The sequence below is a fragment of the Coriobacteriia bacterium genome (assembly GCA_034370385.1).
GTDB lineage: Bacteria > Actinomycetota > Coriobacteriia > Anaerosomatales > PHET01 > JAXMKZ01.
In genome coordinates, this window is sequence record JAXMKZ010000011.1 from 57,698 (window position 1) to 71,440 (window position 13,743).

Consider the following 13,743-nt stretch of genomic DNA (forward strand, 5'->3'; position numbering starts at 1 on the left):
AGCCGTCTCACTCCCCGTTCTCGTCGAGCCAGAGCTCCCCGAGCTCTGCGGTGATGTCCTTGGCGCCCTTCGGAAGCCCCTCCTCGGCGGCAATCGACCCGAGCCGTTTGCCGGGAGCAGGCTTCGCGCCGACGAACAGCGCGGAGACGTCACGATACTCCACATGTCGCCCCACGTCTTGCGAGATGCGGGCGCGAAGCCGCAGGTCGTCGGTGTAGACGACGACTTGGCCGCTTGCGCCCGAGGCTCGACGCACGATCTCGGAATCGGCGTCGGCGGCGTAGGCCACCTGCAGCGCTCCAATGGTCTCGCTGGAGGCGCCTATCGACTCGCGCGCGTCGAACACCACCACGATGCGCCCGCGCGGTGCAAGCCTGCTAGCACGCGAGCGCAAACGCTCGCTGAGCGCATCGCGCTGCGCCTGCTTGGAGCGCCCCGCGAGCGCGGGGTCGCGCATGGTGACGTTGTAGCCATCGACGAGGATGAGCATGCGGCTGCAACGACCTACTTGAACGTGACGCTGACGTAGCCGCTGTAGCGCGTGCCGAGCCCGTGCGAAGACGTCTTCGAACGTACACGCCACTTGTGTTTCGGCGAGAGCGTGAATGATGCCACGCACTTCGACCGCGTGCCCGCGTTGACCGCCTTGCCAGGGTACGACTTGTAGAACTTGTACGTGGAACCGACCTTCTTATAGACCTCGAACGACACGGGCTTCGTGCCGGCTGTGACTCGCGGCGACAGATAGCAGTACGCCGCCTTCGTGGGCCCTGCCGGTGCGGTGAGCGTCGAGTACTTGAGCTCGTAGTCCCCTCCCGCCGCCTGAGCGAACACATCAAGGCTGTAGGCGCCCGCGGTCGGAGCGACGAACGAAAGTCGCTCGCCGACCGTCAGAGCGGTCTTCGCCTCCTTGGCCAGATACGAATCGGACGCCGGAGAGACGTCGGGGGCACCCGGCTTGTACAGAAATAGGTCGAAGTCGATGCCGGGCCAGCCGTCGGCGTCGGTGATCTTCGCGGTGAAGTTGTCTCCCGCCTTGAGTGGCACCTTGAAGACATCATCAAGGTCGTACACCTGATCAAGAAGACCGGGAACGACACCGCTTGTCGGCAGCGCAACGCCGGGCGGCAGATCCCGGTCATCGCCCCATTCCGAGGTGTAGCGCAAATCGTATCCGCCGGACGCTCCTCCGCTCGGATGCCAAACGTCAATGTAGTAGTAACCCGTCTCGGGGATCCTGTAGGAAAAGATGAGCAGGTCGGGGTCGTCGGTCAGCGCCTCACCCTCCGCCACGATTCCGTCGTCGTTGCCCACCACCGTGGTCGTACCAGGGCCATAGAGAAAGACGTTGGTACCAGTCCCAGCCTGGCGCGCGAGAAAGACATACACATCCTCGCCCTTGAAGAGCCGGACGCGCACGACATCGTCGGAATCGGACGGAGAGACGAAGCTGCCCCGTACGCCGGAAGGTACGTACACAGCCGACCCGATGTCGTCGGCGTCGACGCGCGCCCCGCCGTTGACCCTCGGATCCTCAAAGAACGCGAATGCCTGCGTCGCTCCTGCAAGCGCGAACGCGACGGCCAGCACGGTCAGCACTGTGAAACGCCGCATACCCGACCTCATGACGCCTCCCCTCGACGCGAGCAGATGCCCCTCTCGCGAGCATACACCCCTCAGGATGCGTCTACACTCCCGGGTCACCGAAGTAGCGCCAGTAGATCATCCAAAACGACATCGTTCCGCTGAAGTGCGGTGTGTAGCGGAACAGTCCGTAGGTTGCCGGGTTGCTCGGGTGGATGACGCTCCCGTCGATCTTCATCGACATGCCCGGACGCCAGCCCTTGCCCAGGTTCGCGAGCTTCTCCGCGCCGCACCAGATCTGCATGCCGAAACCCTTGTACTTGGTGAACGTCCGGCTGTCGGTCTTTCCGCAACCCATCGCCCAGTCGTACGCCGTCTGCGAGGGCTTGCCACGCGTCAGAAGCGACTGCTCCTTCTGAAGGGTCGCCATGACCACCTTCGGACTTACGCCCCACCGGACTGAGGCCTCATGGATCATCTGTGCCGCGGATTTCTCGACGCCGGCGTGGTCCTTGGCGCGGTAGCGAGCAAGCGTGCCGGGTTGACTCTCAAGGAACTCCTGCACCTGCTCGACTGTCATCGACGCCGCATCGCGGTACACCTGCTCGCTGATGACTGTATTCGGATTGAATCCGTCCTCCGAGACAGCCACGCCTGGAGTCGGCTCCCACATCAGGCGCGCAAGGTCCACCTTGAGCTGCGCCGCGCGCAACTCTTGAGCAGCCATGTCACTCTCGATACGCGAGCGCTGCTCATCGGCGCGCTGCTGCAGATCAGACAAGCGGTCGAGCTTCTTGTACATACCGTCTTGCAGCCACAGGTTCTCTGATCGAGCGAGGCGCACGTCGCTGATGATTCGTACATCCCGTTGACCGATCATGGCGAGGTAGGTCGAGCGCGCCCAAAGGTCCTGCAGAGTCTTTGAAGTGAACAGCAGCCGAAGCATGTCCGTCCGCTCGCCGCGGTACATCTCCACAGCTCGGCGGGTCAGTGCTTCCTCGGCAGCCTCAAGCTCCAACTGCATGGCTGCCAGCTCCGTGGTGACCTGAGAGACGTCGGCTCGGGCGCGCTCGATATCCCTTCCCAGCTCGATGTACTCAGCCACCGCTGCGCCCAAGTCGAGGCGCATCTGCTCGATCTGAACGCGCGCTTCGGCCTCCTCGGCCTTCTTCGCCTCGATCGCCGCGGCCTTATCTGCCTCCGCCGACGGCACAGCGTGAGCTGAAGCGGGCAGGACAAGCAGGGCCGCAAGCAAGGCGGCCGCGATGATGGGGAAGTGCGCGAGGCGTCTCATGCGCGGAGTCGATCATCCTCAAAGATGCGGTCGGCAGATCTCGTACTGATCTGGCAAACCTGCAGGTAACGTGCCACAGAAGGGTACCACGAAGCAGGGAGGTCCCGACGCGACGCCCTGGACCGCGCCCTGCTCCAGTAGTCATCCGTCGGAGCGTACGACTACGATTCCTCGCGTCGCGGAAGCGGGATGAACCGGACCGACAACCCGTACTCCACGGTCTTGACGATGGCCACCGTAGGGGTCTCGTCCTCCTCGTAGGGAGACGACGCTGAACCCGGGTTGAGGAAGAGCGTCTTGTCGGTCCACGTGATGCTCGGCTGATGCTCGTGCCCGTACACCACCAGATCCGGAGGGGTCGCCTCTTTGCCGTGCCCGAGCTTGCCGGCGAGGAACCGCTTCATCAGCCGCTTTCGCTTGTGACCGATCACGTAGTGCACCTTGCCGATGCTGGCGCATGCCTCGGACGGCAAACGCTCTCCAAGCTCGCCTTGGTCGAGGTTGCCGGCGACCGCAGCCACCGGCGCCAGCTTCTCGAGCGCGGCCAGCACTGCGGTGTCGCCGATGTCACCGGCATGGATGATCAGATCGACGCCAGCGAAGAGCTCGAGCACGGCGGGGTCAAGGTACCCGTGGGTATCGCTGATGACTCCGATTCGCGGCATCTGTGTTCAACCTCTCGCAATCGCCCTGTCAGTGCTGACACCGGATGGCCCTGCGGACCACGGGTGCGAATCGATTCGCATCGACTTCCCGCCGCCGCGGGATCCCAACGCGCTCGTCAAGGAGTTCCACCTGTATACCACGGTGTGAAGCCCGCCAACCATTCAGTGCGACAAGCGCGCCCTGAGCAACAAAGCGAGACGATTACGGGCCCGCGCCTGACACCTCAGCCGGAACGATGTGGCACCACGTACAGGTCTCTTGCTTGAACGCCACGTGACTGGCGGGAAGCGAGGGCTCGCCGACCGGCCGATGGCAGTACAGACAGTTGGCGAATGCGCCGGTCACCGGATGCGTGAGTGTCGGCTTGAGCCTGAGGGACTCGCCTGCCGGTTTCGGCTGTCGCGTGGCCTTGTCAGGATCGGGGCGGTGACAGAACGAGCACCGTTTCTCACTGTGCTGCAGATGGCCCTTCGGCATGCCCAGATCCTGGCCAGGGTCTCCGTGGCACAAGACGCAACGAGCGTCCCCCATCGCGAGCGAGTGAGGGACCAGCCCTAAGGGGCGCCACCCGTGGCATGAGAAGCACGTCCCGTTGGAGAAGTAGCGATGCGTGTACGGCAACGCCTTCGCCAACGTGGTGTGGCAACCGACACAGTCCTCAGTGCGCGCATCGGCCGGATGCGGGACGATGCCGGCCGCGGCACGACCCGCATCCTGCGGCACGCGGACTTGTACGGCCCACGCGAAACCGAACGCCGACACGACGAACATGGCGACGATCAGTCCCACAACTGCGCTCACGATCCTGTGATTCACGGCTACCTCACACCATGTCGAAGCGCTCGGTATGGACACGATCGACCGGCACCCCGATAGCAGGCAGGGCACCCTCCATCGCATCCATCAGCGGATTAGGACCGCAGATGAAGTACTGGAAACGCTTGTAGAGGGGATCGGGCAGATGGCGCCTGAGCACGTCGGCATTGATGAAGCCGCTCTCACCAGTCCAGCTATCGCTCGGTCGAGCCAAGACACGCACGACCTTCAGGTTCTGCATGCGCTGATCGAGCCGGTCGATCTCATCGTTGAAGATGAGGTCGTTCTCGCTGTTGGCGCCGTAGAACAGAACGACCGGCCTGACATCCCCCCTGCTCTCCATCGAAAGCAGCATGGAGAAGACCGGCGTGATACCCACACCCCCGCCGATCAACCCGTATCCCGCGCCCTCCTCGCGATCCATGGTGAAGACGCCGTACGGGGCATCGACCCACGCACGGTCGCCAACCTGGACTCGGGGCACCACCGTGCCTGACCAGTCGCCCAGGTTCTTGATGGTGAAGGCGATGTCTCCGGCAGGCGTGGGAATGTCGCCGTTCGACGACAAACAGATCGGGTGCTGTGTGAGAGCGAACGGTGACTTGCCGAATCCTACCCAGCCGAACTGTCCGGGCTCGAAGGTGAAGCCGTGGTGGTTGACCGGGCGTAGCACGATCGTGCGTGCATCGCCGATCTCTACCCTGTTCTCAACCACCTCCCACGGCCGCTTCTGCATGTGCAACGGTCGAATCAGGCGATAGCGAATGAACAGGCCGACGAACACCGCGATGTACACCGCCCACAGCACGCGCATCGCCGGAATCGCGGAGAACCGCCCGACTGTTGCGATGTGAACTCCCGCGGTGCCGATGAGAATCAGGGACAGCGCCCCGTGCGTGGCCTGCCAGTACTCGTAGGGTGTCTTCAGCAGCTTGCGGAACACCGATAAGCCGACCAAGACCAGCACCGAAATGAACGCGACCGAGCCCATCCACACAGGCCATGGCGATCCCGACCACGGCAAAACCACCGCGAACTCATAGGCGTCCGTCAGCACGAGCAGAAGGGGATGCAGTGTCACCAGTGCAAGTGCCGAGATACCGATCTGGCGGTGGAACTGGAGTAGCGAATCCTCTCCAAACGCACCGGCTGCACCGCCGACACGCGACACGAGCGCGAGCTCTGCGGCCATCAGCGCGAGCCCGATGTAGCCGAACGCTGCTGCGAGGTTGATGAGGAAGTAGGGTGAGTCCGCGGGGTCGATGAAGACCACGCCGATCACGAGCGGGAAGATCACTAGGAATGCGTAGAGGCCGAACCAGAAGACCCCCCGAATGATGAGACGCATCTAATGTCGCTTCGCCCGGCGGACTGCCCGGACGAACCGATCAGCGTCCACTTCGTCCTCGCGCTCGACTTCAAGCGAGTAGGCCAGCGTAGGCATGTACAGGCCGTGTTCGTCGATGTGCAACTCACCGAATCGTGCCTCCTTGCCCACACGACCTCCCTTCCAAAGCTACGTAGGCGAACCGAGCTGCCCCGCACCGAAGGTGTCCGGCCGGTCGACCTCACCGTCGTGAACCCTCTGCGTAGTTGTACCCGTTCGCATCGATGACACCGAGCGTTCGGCTGCCCCCCGACTCCCCGGGCCCCCGCTCGGCCCAGTTAGCCGGACAGGAGCACCGAGCCGATGCTTGCGATGCCGAACAGGATGAAGATGGCGCCCGAGATGCGCCGCATGAGCAGCTCCGGCATGCGCGTGCCCAGAATCCGTCCGATGCCGATTGCTATCGCATCCGCCACGACCATCCCGACGGTGGAGCCCAGCGTCACCGCCCAGAAACGACCGGTCGCCCCCACCGCCTCAGGCGAGCCAAGACCTGCGAGCCACCCCTGCACGGTTGGCCCCGCGCTCTTGAGGTACACGAGCAGCGCTGAGCCGGGGTCGACCGCTATGGCGAGGGTCATGATCTGGGTCTTGTCGCCCAGTTCGGCAAGGAAGAAAGCGATCGATGTCGCAATCACGGGGCCGAACCTGCCGCCCTTGTCGGCCTCCTCCTCCTCGACCTTGTCTCCGCGAAGGGTCCAGATCCCAAAGCCGATGAACAGGACGCCGGTCATCCAAGGTATGACGCCGGGCGGAATGGCAGCGCCGAGGAACTGACCTGCCAGTGTGGTGAAGAAGTGCACGATGAACGTTGCGATGAAGATGCCTGTGATGACCTGCCACGCCTTGTAGCGGGTGGCCAGAATCAGTGCCAGCAACTGGGACTTGTCGGCAAGCTCGCCGATCATGATGAGCCCCGCTGCAACCAAGAAGATGTAGGCCAAGCTCTCCTCGACTCCCCTTCGGAGTGGCGAACCCTACGTCAGCCTGAACAGGTCCGTCAAGCACGAGTTCGCGGGGCGTAGTCCACGATCGCGCGTGTCCGCTGCCCACCCGCTAGTCAGGCAATCCACACGAGATAGGCACCCGCGGCGATGATGCCGACGCCCCCGATCTTGGTCAGCGTCGGCGTCATTCTCGAGACAGAGCGCATGAAGACGAGTGAGCCGGATGCAACACCCAGGAGCAACAGCGGCATGCCCTTGCCGATGCCGTAGACGAACAGCAGCGCCGCGCCCTTCGCTGCGTTGCCGGTAGTGGCTGCGATGGCGGCGATCGCGGCCAGGATGGGCGTCGAGCACGGTGTCGCCACCAGGCCGAAGAGCATGCCGAATAGCAGCGCACCGAGAACCCCCCGGCGTTCTGGCCGCTTGACGGGAATCCAGCGGTTCAACCGGTCGACGGGCAGGGTGATGACCCCGAGCATCTGCAGGCCGATCACCACACAGATGGCGGCCACCACGAAGTACGCCCACGAGTCCACTATCAACGCACGCCCGATCAGCCCCGCCACCGCGCCGATCGCAGCGAAGACAAGGCTCATACCCAGCACGAACACGGCTGACAGGCCCAATCCCCGAACCAGAGCCGCCTTCCCCTCGGCCTCGCCGACTTGACCGGTCACGTAGCCGAACACCGCCGGGATCATCGGAAGCACGCACGGCCCGAGACCGGCGACCAGTCCACCGAGAAAAGCGATGCCGAACGCGACCGGACCCCATGCGGCGCCGACGGCCAGATCCTGCGCGAGCGACTCGACGTTCACTCGGCAACCAGCTTGTCGAGCCGAGCCCGCATCTCGCTCTCGGACAACGGGCCGGTGTGCGAATCCACGACCGCACCATCGGACGCGACGAAGAACGATGTCGGGATGTACTGGAACGAGAACTTCGACGCCAGTTGCTGCGCTGAGGCGTCATCGGTGATGGCGTTCACGAAGACGACCTTGCCCTCGTAGTCTGGAATGACCGTGTCGGCGACCGCCGAGATATCGAGGCATGACTGTCAACTCATCGAGTGAAACATGACGTAGATCGGTTTGCCGGACTTCACGGCGGCCTCGTAGTCGGCGGTCGCGTCGTTGCGCACCGATGTCAGCGACGCTTGGGCAGCGGGGCTGTCGTTTCCGCCCGCCCAGGACGGCGGCAGATACTTCGCAACGATGACCCCGGCGAACACTGCGATCACAGCGAACACGACGACCAACCGGGTCGACGCAGCCGGTTTCGTCGTTGGCTGCTCTGGCGTCGGCTCGTGCAGGCCATCTTCCTCTGTCATGTCACTCCTCTTCCTGGGCGCACCGCGTCTAGATGAACAGTCGCCCGAAGGCGTTGAAGGTGTAGCCGATGATGATGATTCCCGTCACCACGATGCCGAAGAAGGTGGCAAGCAGCGGGGTCTTGACCACCTTCTTGAGCATGATCATCGAGGGAAGCGACAATGCCGTGACCGCCATCATGAAGGAGAGTACCGTGCCCAAGCCAACTCCCTTGCCCACGAGTGCTTCGGCTATCGGGAGGGTGCCGAAGATGTCAGCGTACATGGGGACGCCGATGACTGTGGCGATGATGACGGCGAACGGGTTCTGGGAGCCGAGCACGGCCGAGATGAACGTGCCCGGTATCCATCCGTGGATGATCGCGCCGATCCCTACCCCGATCAGGACGTAGCGCCACACCCTCGTGACGATCTCGACGACCTGCTCACGGGCGAAGGCAAGGCGGTCAGCCCTCGTCAGCTCGGGCAGATCCGCGTCGGGCATAGGGCTCCCGTAGACGAACGGCTCGACGTAGCGCTCAAGCTTCAGGCGGCTGATGACGAAGCCGCCCATGATGGCGAGCACCAGACCCACGATCACGTAGGCGATTGCCGTGGTCCAGTTGAAGATGCTCGCCAGAAGCATCACCGATGCGAGGTCGACCAGCGGCGAAGAGATCAGGAATGCGAACGTCACACCCAGGGGCAGACCCGCAGACGTGAAACCGATGAACAGCGGAATGGAGGAGCATGAGCAGAACGGCGTGATCGTGCCGAGCAGGGCGCCAAGAATCATGCCCGTGATCCCGTTGAACCTGCCAAGGATCGCCTTGGTGCGCTCAGGCGGGAAGTAGCTCTGCACGTAGGAGATGGCGAAGATCAGCGCCGAGAGCAGCACGAAGATCTTGACCGTGTCGTAGACGAAGAACTGCAGGCTTGATCCGAGCTTGCTCGTGAGTGACAGCCCCAGCACGTCCTCGATGAAGCGGCCGACGAGCTCGTTGAGCCACGTCATCTTGAGGAAGCTCTCGTTCATCCACCCGAGAACGTTGCCAATGGCCTCAAGCACGATGCGTTAGCCCCTCTGAAGCAGAGCGACGAGATCGTCGACCGAGGGCACACGGCCTGCGACGCGAAGCTCGCCATCGATGACGAGCGCCGGCGTCGACATGACTCCGTAGCCCATGATCTCCTGCAGATCGCTCACCTTCTCGATGGTCGCGTCGATCCCGGCCTTCTCAACCGCCTTGCGGGTGGCGTCCTCGAGCTTGTTGCAGTTTGCGCATCCCGGTCCGAGCACCTTGATCTCCATGCCGCTCTCCTCCTAGGTCGAAGTCTGTCGAACTATCGGTCCACAACCAGACGGGGCCCATCGGCTGCGCTGGCTTGCTAGAAGCTGATCAGCGCTTCGGCCGCCGCCGCTAGCCCATCGCGACGAAGCGTGTAGTACGTCCATGTGCCCTCGTTGCGACCGGTGACAAGCCCCGCATCGCGCAGGATCGACATGTGATGGGACGTGGTCGACGCTGACAGTCCCAAACGGCCCGAGATCTTGCAGGCGCAGACCTCGTGGGCGGCACAACAGGTCTTGGCCGCCTCGCTGTCGGTGGCGCTCAGCATCGCGAGGATCTCGCGTCGGCGCGACGAAGCTAACGCCTTGAACACGGCATCCAGATTCTCTGTGTTCGCCTTCGTGCTGGTGACCACGGTGACATCCCTTGTTCGAAGTTCATCGAACTATCCAACCCCAGACTAGACCCGTGGGACGGCACCGGTCAAGGCGCTCCGCCTTCGACGACGAAAGAAAGCCCCACTGGGCTCCAGTGAGGCTTTTCTTTCTCAGGCTGTCTGCTCAGAGACAGACCCGTGCGCTAGTAATCGCCGCGGCTCGAGTCCGCGATGCCCGCAAGTGACCGCCCAAACGGGTCCACGCGCTGAGTACCGCTCGGCTCAGGGGTGCCGCCTTCCGCATCGATCAGCCACGTCATCGCATCGCCCAGTGAGGTGAACACGCTCACCTCGAAGCCCTGCTTCTCTGCCAAGGCCGCGAAGAACTCCGCATGATCGACCCTTTGTGGCGAGACCACGAAGGCCGTCTTCCCGGCAAACGATCCGCGGACCGCACGAAGTCCAGAAGCCAGATCCAGGAGGTCGGATACGGTCATTTCTGATTGAGCGCTCCGTGTGTCGACGAGTACGTCGTAGCGCTTCGCTCGCGGCGACGCCAAGGCGGTCTCGGCGAGAAGCCTCTTTGCCTCTTCCAGATCGAGCCGTCCATCCTCGGTCGATCTGAGAAACTCATGGGGGCGGAGCACCCGGATATCGGACGGCATTCTGACTACCTCCAGGCCCGTCGAAGACTCGCTACTTCTTAGGGCTGATAGCATCCTTCACGGCGTCTGCGGCCCCATCGATGGTCTTCTTGGTCGCAGCACTGGCCTGGTCCATCTTGCCTTCCCGCTGTAGACCCTTGTCGCCCGTGACGGTTCCAACGGCCTCCTTCATGCGGCCCTTCATGTCCTCGGTCTTGTGCTCACTCATGTTCCTCGCCTCTTTCGCTTATGTGGTCTGCCTGTACGCTTCGAATGATCCGCTACGCGGTGTCCACCCCGACTCTGGGGCGACCGGCAGCGCTACCGGGTCTGGACGTCCTCGTCGATCTCGACACGCTCGACGGTCTGCGCGTGCGTGCGAGGGCTCACGACACCTATCAGGGCGACGAGACCCCAAGCGATCAGTGCGTAGACGGCGATCGCCACGAGTGCACTCCACTCAAAGGTCACACCGGACGCACGGTCGGTGCTGAAGATCGCGTTGAACGGGGCCATGAATACGTCGGACGCGGCGTAGATGAACTTCACGAATCCCGCCTCGGCGTTGGCGCCGAAGAGGGTAAGGACGAACCGGATGGCGATGAGTATCTCGATGGCGCCGAACGCGAACCAGACGACACGAGCCATCACCGCCTCGATGGGTGATCGGACTTCGGTATGGAGCTGGCTCCGATTGACTGAAGCAGCGGTTGCATGGGACATGACGCACTTCCCTTCGTCCGCGGCGCACAGAATCTCTGTGCCGCACGGCGGGTTGGCCGGATCAGTGTCGAGCGGTGTGCCGACAGCGGGTCTTGGCCCGCGGCGGTCACACTAGACGGTGCGACGACCCGAGATGAGGTTGAACACAAGCAAGACGAGCGCGATGACGATCAGCGCGTGAATCAGCCCACCGCCGATGTTCAAGCTGAAGCCGAGAAGCCAGAGCACTGCCAACACTACGATGATGGTCCACAACATTTGAATCGCCTCCTGAGGGCGAATGATGTCTCGGTTCGGTGCCGTGCGGTGCGCTCTACTCAGGCGCTCACCTTCTCGTCAGCTTCCGCCTTAGCGGCCAGTTCAAGGGTCCTACTCGCCACTGCCGGCGACATGGAGTACTTCAGAATGCCTTCGTCGACGAACTCCCGTGCCGCGAACGGTCGGACGCTCATCCCGTAACGGCCGCGACAACGCTTCTCAAACGGTCCGAGCGACGCAACAACCTGTCGGGCCGTTAGCGCGGAGGCATCGGCAATAGCGCCGGTGGTGACCCAGCTAGGCGCCCTCTGAGCTAGGGCACTCAGGATTCGTCTCATGGCGCTCGATGACTCGATGAACATGCGGTCGATCAGCTCCTGGTTCCATCCGCTGGGATAGCCGTCCTCGCTCACAACCATGGCCTGGGTTCCAACCGGCCTGCGCGCCAAAACCTCATAGACTTCCTGCAACCGATCAACGGGAACAGGAACATGCACCATGTCGGGCATCTTATCCGCCTTTCGCAGCTTGTTACCTACTATGTACCCGAAGCTAGCTTCGCTTAACCGCAGCTCTTTCGCGGCCGGCGACGAGCCCGAAGCGAGGAGAGAGCTGGCGAGGAGTACCCCGCCCGGGCGCGCCTCAAGGTGAGTTTTCTGACGTGCGTCTTTGCGCGTCGACAAGCGGGAACATAGTCCGAGTGAATCGAGTGCGCGCCGAGCGGCTACCGGGTGGAGTAGAGATGAATGCGATCGAGACTTCGAAGCTGACCAAGTACTACGGCACGTCACGGGGCATCGTCGATCTCGACATGACCGTGCATGAGGGTGAGATCTATGGGTTCATCGGTCCGAACGGCGCCGGCAAGTCCACAACCATCCGGACTCTGCTCGGCCTGATCCATCCCACGAGCGGCTCGGCTACGGTGTTCGGCAAGGACATCCTCACCTCCGGTCCCGAGATTCGCCAGCAGGTGGGCTATCTGCCCTCCGAGGTCTTCTACTACGACGACATGCGTGCGATCGACTTGCTCAAGTACTCGGTGAGTTTCTACGACAGGGACCGGGGCGCCGCCGAGAAGCATATCCACGAACTCGCTGATCTTCTCGACCTCGACCTGAAGAAGAAGATCGATGACCTCTCGTACGGCAACAAGAAGAAGGTCGGCATCATCCAGGGACTCGCGCATCAGCCCAAGCTCATCATCTTGGACGAGCCCACCGGCGGGCTGGACCCTCTCATCCAACAGCAGTTCTTCCACTTGCTTCGGGAAGAGAACGAGCGGGGGGCCACTGTGCTCTTCTCCTCGCACATTCTGTCTGAGGTCCAGAAGCTCTGCCACCGGGTGGGCATCATCAAGGACGGCACGATCATCAAGGTCGAAACGATCAAGACGCTTCTGGAGAACGCCACCAAGCGCTTCACGCTGGAGACGGCCGAGCCACCCGACTCAACGCGCTTCCAGATCGACGGCGTGAGCGATCTCTCCGTGTCGAACCACACGGTGAGCTTCCTCTTCCGTGGTCGTGTGAACGACGTCACTAAGGTCCTTGCCCAGCAGGACCTGCGCGACCTGCAGGTGGAAGAGCCGGACCTGGAGGAGATCTTCTTGCACTACTACCAGAAGGAGGAGTAGCGCATGAACATATTCCTCCGAGAGATCATGACCTACCGGAAGTCAGCGCTCACCTGGGCAGGTTCGCTCGGGGCGATCGCGCTGGCTTTCATGGCGATGTATCCGGCGTTCTCTGCCGACGTCGAGGGCCTCTACGCGGTGTTGGAGAACTTCCCGGAGGCCATCCGCGCACTGGTCAACATCTCGGCCGAGACGTTCCTGTCGGTACTCGGCTTCTATGGCTACCTGCTCGGCTTCGCAGTCCTGGCCGCAGCGATACAGGCCATGAACCTCGGGGTCGGTGTGATCTCCAAGGAAGTCACCGACAAGACCGCGGACTTCCTCATCTCGAAGCCGGTGTCCCGGTCGCGGATCGTCACCGCCAAGCTGACGGCGGCGCTTTCGGTCATCCTGTTCACGAACGTGGTCTTCGTCGCGATCTCATACCTTGCGGTCTCGATCTCGACAACGGAGGCGTTCTCTTCACAGGCGCTGCTTCTGCTCGCGTCGACCATGCTGTTCGTGCAGCTCTTCTTCTTCGCACTGGGAGCGCTCTTCTCGGTGACCGTCCCCAAGATCAAGTCGGTGATCGCCGTGTCCCTGCCGACGGTCTTCGCTTTCTACATCATCGGGGTGATCGGCGACGTCCTCGACAATGTCGAGGTTCGCTGGCTGTCGCCCTTCAGGTACTTCGACCCCGCCTACATCATCACGAACAAGAGTTTCGAGACCGAGTATCTCCTGCTCACGGTGGTGTTCGTCGTCGCGGCACTCGTCGCGACCTACGTGATCTTTCTGAAGAAGGACATCCGCGCGGCTGCATAGGTGGCAC

Annotated in this window: 21 protein-coding genes; 2 read left to right on the top strand and 19 right to left on the bottom strand. The window is 62.7% G+C overall.

Translation table 11 applies throughout. The annotated features are described in order from the left end of the window. Window positions 1-7: 7 nt before the first annotated feature. The 19 genes from U1E26_03060 to U1E26_03150 all read right to left on the bottom strand — a co-directional run bounded on the left by U1E26_03060 (window position 8) and on the right by U1E26_03150 (window position 11,805). Window positions 8-490: an NYN domain-containing protein gene (locus U1E26_03060; protein MDZ4168623.1), complete on the bottom strand. Its 483-nt coding sequence runs from the start codon at window positions 488-490 to the stop codon at window positions 8-10. Between the two features lie 14 nt (window positions 491-504). After that, the gene (locus U1E26_03065) at window positions 505-1,626 is read right to left on the bottom strand and encodes a hypothetical protein (protein ID MDZ4168624.1); all 1,122 of its coding nucleotides are present in this window, start codon (window positions 1,624-1,626) and stop codon (window positions 505-507) included. A gap of 61 nt (window positions 1,627-1,687) precedes the next feature. Further along, window positions 1,688-2,878 (bottom strand): hypothetical protein, encoded by a 1,191-nt coding sequence (locus U1E26_03070; protein MDZ4168625.1) that lies wholly within the window; start codon window positions 2,876-2,878, stop codon window positions 1,688-1,690. A gap of 161 nt (window positions 2,879-3,039) precedes the next feature. Beyond that, complete coding sequence (locus tag U1E26_03075; protein ID MDZ4168626.1) at window positions 3,040-3,543, bottom strand: metallophosphoesterase family protein; 504 nt, start codon at window positions 3,541-3,543, stop codon at window positions 3,040-3,042. Window positions 3,544-3,745: 202 nt separating this feature from the next. Beyond that, window positions 3,746-4,360: a hypothetical protein gene (locus U1E26_03080; GenBank protein ID MDZ4168627.1), complete on the bottom strand. Its 615-nt coding sequence runs from the start codon at window positions 4,358-4,360 to the stop codon at window positions 3,746-3,748. Between the two features lie 7 nt (window positions 4,361-4,367). Beyond that, window positions 4,368-5,708: a ferredoxin reductase family protein gene (locus tag U1E26_03085; protein ID MDZ4168628.1), complete on the bottom strand. Its 1,341-nt coding sequence runs from the start codon at window positions 5,706-5,708 to the stop codon at window positions 4,368-4,370. After that, a complete protein-coding gene (locus U1E26_03090; protein ID MDZ4168629.1) occupies window positions 5,709-5,858 on the bottom strand; it encodes a hypothetical protein in 150 nt (49 codons plus the stop codon). It lies immediately after the preceding gene. Between the two features lie 167 nt (window positions 5,859-6,025). Continuing rightward, a complete protein-coding gene (locus U1E26_03095) occupies window positions 6,026-6,691 on the bottom strand; it encodes a TMEM165/GDT1 family protein (protein ID MDZ4168630.1) in 666 nt (221 codons plus the stop codon). A 116-nt stretch (window positions 6,692-6,807) separates the two neighbouring features. Then, entirely contained in the window at window positions 6,808-7,512 is a 705-nt protein-coding gene (locus U1E26_03100; GenBank protein MDZ4168631.1) for a cytochrome c biogenesis protein CcdA, read from the bottom strand. After that, window positions 7,509-7,682, bottom strand: coding sequence for a hypothetical protein (locus tag U1E26_03105; protein ID MDZ4168632.1), 174 nt, complete (start codon window positions 7,680-7,682; stop codon window positions 7,509-7,511). Before U1E26_03105 ends, U1E26_03100 begins: the two co-directional genes overlap by 4 nt. A 69-nt stretch (window positions 7,683-7,751) precedes the next feature. Next, window positions 7,752-8,024 carry a hypothetical protein gene (locus U1E26_03110; protein MDZ4168633.1) on the bottom strand — a complete coding sequence of 91 codons (273 nt, stop codon included), beginning with the start codon at window positions 8,022-8,024 and terminating at the stop codon, window positions 7,752-7,754. Between the two features lie 28 nt (window positions 8,025-8,052). Further along, a complete protein-coding gene (locus U1E26_03115; GenBank protein MDZ4168634.1) occupies window positions 8,053-9,039 on the bottom strand; it encodes a permease in 987 nt (328 codons plus the stop codon). 39 nt (window positions 9,040-9,078) lie between these two features. After that, window positions 9,079-9,315, bottom strand: a complete 237-nt coding sequence (locus U1E26_03120) for a thioredoxin family protein (protein MDZ4168635.1) — start codon at window positions 9,313-9,315, stop codon at window positions 9,079-9,081. Between the two features lie 77 nt (window positions 9,316-9,392). After that, entirely contained in the window at window positions 9,393-9,710 is a 318-nt protein-coding gene (locus U1E26_03125; protein ID MDZ4168636.1) for a metalloregulator ArsR/SmtB family transcription factor, read from the bottom strand. A gap of 164 nt (window positions 9,711-9,874) precedes the next feature. Further along, window positions 9,875-10,336, bottom strand: a complete 462-nt coding sequence (locus U1E26_03130; GenBank protein ID MDZ4168637.1) for a hypothetical protein — start codon at window positions 10,334-10,336, stop codon at window positions 9,875-9,877. A 31-nt stretch (window positions 10,337-10,367) separates the two neighbouring features. Beyond that, window positions 10,368-10,544 carry a CsbD family protein gene (locus U1E26_03135; protein ID MDZ4168638.1) on the bottom strand — a complete coding sequence of 59 codons (177 nt, stop codon included), beginning with the start codon at window positions 10,542-10,544 and terminating at the stop codon, window positions 10,368-10,370. A gap of 92 nt (window positions 10,545-10,636) precedes the next feature. After that, window positions 10,637-11,038 carry a YggT family protein gene (locus U1E26_03140; GenBank protein ID MDZ4168639.1) on the bottom strand — a complete coding sequence of 134 codons (402 nt, stop codon included), beginning with the start codon at window positions 11,036-11,038 and terminating at the stop codon, window positions 10,637-10,639. 111 nt (window positions 11,039-11,149) lie between these two features. Then, window positions 11,150-11,296 carry a lmo0937 family membrane protein gene (locus U1E26_03145; protein ID MDZ4168640.1) on the bottom strand — a complete coding sequence of 49 codons (147 nt, stop codon included), beginning with the start codon at window positions 11,294-11,296 and terminating at the stop codon, window positions 11,150-11,152. Between the two features lie 59 nt (window positions 11,297-11,355). Then, the gene (locus U1E26_03150) at window positions 11,356-11,805 is read right to left on the bottom strand and encodes a hypothetical protein (GenBank protein MDZ4168641.1); all 450 of its coding nucleotides are present in this window, start codon (window positions 11,803-11,805) and stop codon (window positions 11,356-11,358) included. Between the two features lie 233 nt (window positions 11,806-12,038). Between U1E26_03150 and U1E26_03155 the strand changes: the two genes are divergently transcribed. Together U1E26_03155 and U1E26_03160 are read left to right on the top strand one after the other, a co-directional pair. Next, entirely contained in the window at window positions 12,039-12,932 is an 894-nt protein-coding gene (locus U1E26_03155) for an ABC transporter ATP-binding protein (protein MDZ4168642.1), read from the top strand. Between the two features lie 3 nt (window positions 12,933-12,935). Then, on the top strand, window positions 12,936-13,736 hold the full coding sequence (locus U1E26_03160) for an ABC transporter permease subunit (protein MDZ4168643.1): 801 nt from the start codon (window positions 12,936-12,938) through the stop codon (window positions 13,734-13,736). Window positions 13,737-13,743 lie beyond the last annotated feature (7 nt).

Excerpts from the sequence above, each read along its gene's own strand:
- U1E26_03060 (MDZ4168623.1), bottom strand. The coding sequence starts at position 490 with ATGCTCATCCTCGTCGATGGCTACAACGTCACCATGCGCGACCCCGCG.
- U1E26_03145 (MDZ4168640.1), bottom strand. The coding sequence starts at position 11,296 with ATGTTGTGGACCATCATCGTAGTGTTGGCAGTGCTCTGGCTTCTCGGC.
- U1E26_03070 (MDZ4168625.1), bottom strand. The coding sequence starts at position 2,878 with ATGAGACGCCTCGCGCACTTCCCCATCATCGCGGCCGCCTTGCTTGCG.
- U1E26_03160 (MDZ4168643.1), top strand. The coding sequence starts at position 12,936 with ATGAACATATTCCTCCGAGAGATCATGACCTACCGGAAGTCAGCGCTC.
- U1E26_03120 (MDZ4168635.1), bottom strand. The coding sequence starts at position 9,315 with ATGGAGATCAAGGTGCTCGGACCGGGATGCGCAAACTGCAACAAGCTC.
- U1E26_03155 (MDZ4168642.1), top strand. The coding sequence starts at position 12,039 with ATGAATGCGATCGAGACTTCGAAGCTGACCAAGTACTACGGCACGTCA.
- U1E26_03150 (MDZ4168641.1), bottom strand. The coding sequence starts at position 11,805 with ATGCCCGACATGGTGCATGTTCCTGTTCCCGTTGATCGGTTGCAGGAA.
- U1E26_03075 (MDZ4168626.1), bottom strand. The coding sequence starts at position 3,543 with ATGCCGCGAATCGGAGTCATCAGCGATACCCACGGGTACCTTGACCCC.
- U1E26_03130 (MDZ4168637.1), bottom strand. The coding sequence starts at position 10,336 with ATGCCGTCCGATATCCGGGTGCTCCGCCCCCATGAGTTTCTCAGATCG.
- U1E26_03110 (MDZ4168633.1), bottom strand. The coding sequence starts at position 8,024 with ATGACAGAGGAAGATGGCCTGCACGAGCCGACGCCAGAGCAGCCAACG.
- U1E26_03135 (MDZ4168638.1), bottom strand. The coding sequence starts at position 10,544 with ATGAGTGAGCACAAGACCGAGGACATGAAGGGCCGCATGAAGGAGGCC.
- U1E26_03140 (MDZ4168639.1), bottom strand. The coding sequence starts at position 11,038 with ATGTCCCATGCAACCGCTGCTTCAGTCAATCGGAGCCAGCTCCATACC.
- U1E26_03065 (MDZ4168624.1), bottom strand. The coding sequence starts at position 1,626 with ATGAGGTCGGGTATGCGGCGTTTCACAGTGCTGACCGTGCTGGCCGTC.
- U1E26_03115 (MDZ4168634.1), bottom strand. The coding sequence starts at position 9,039 with ATGAACGAGAGCTTCCTCAAGATGACGTGGCTCAACGAGCTCGTCGGC.
- U1E26_03085 (MDZ4168628.1), bottom strand. The coding sequence starts at position 5,708 with ATGCGTCTCATCATTCGGGGGGTCTTCTGGTTCGGCCTCTACGCATTC.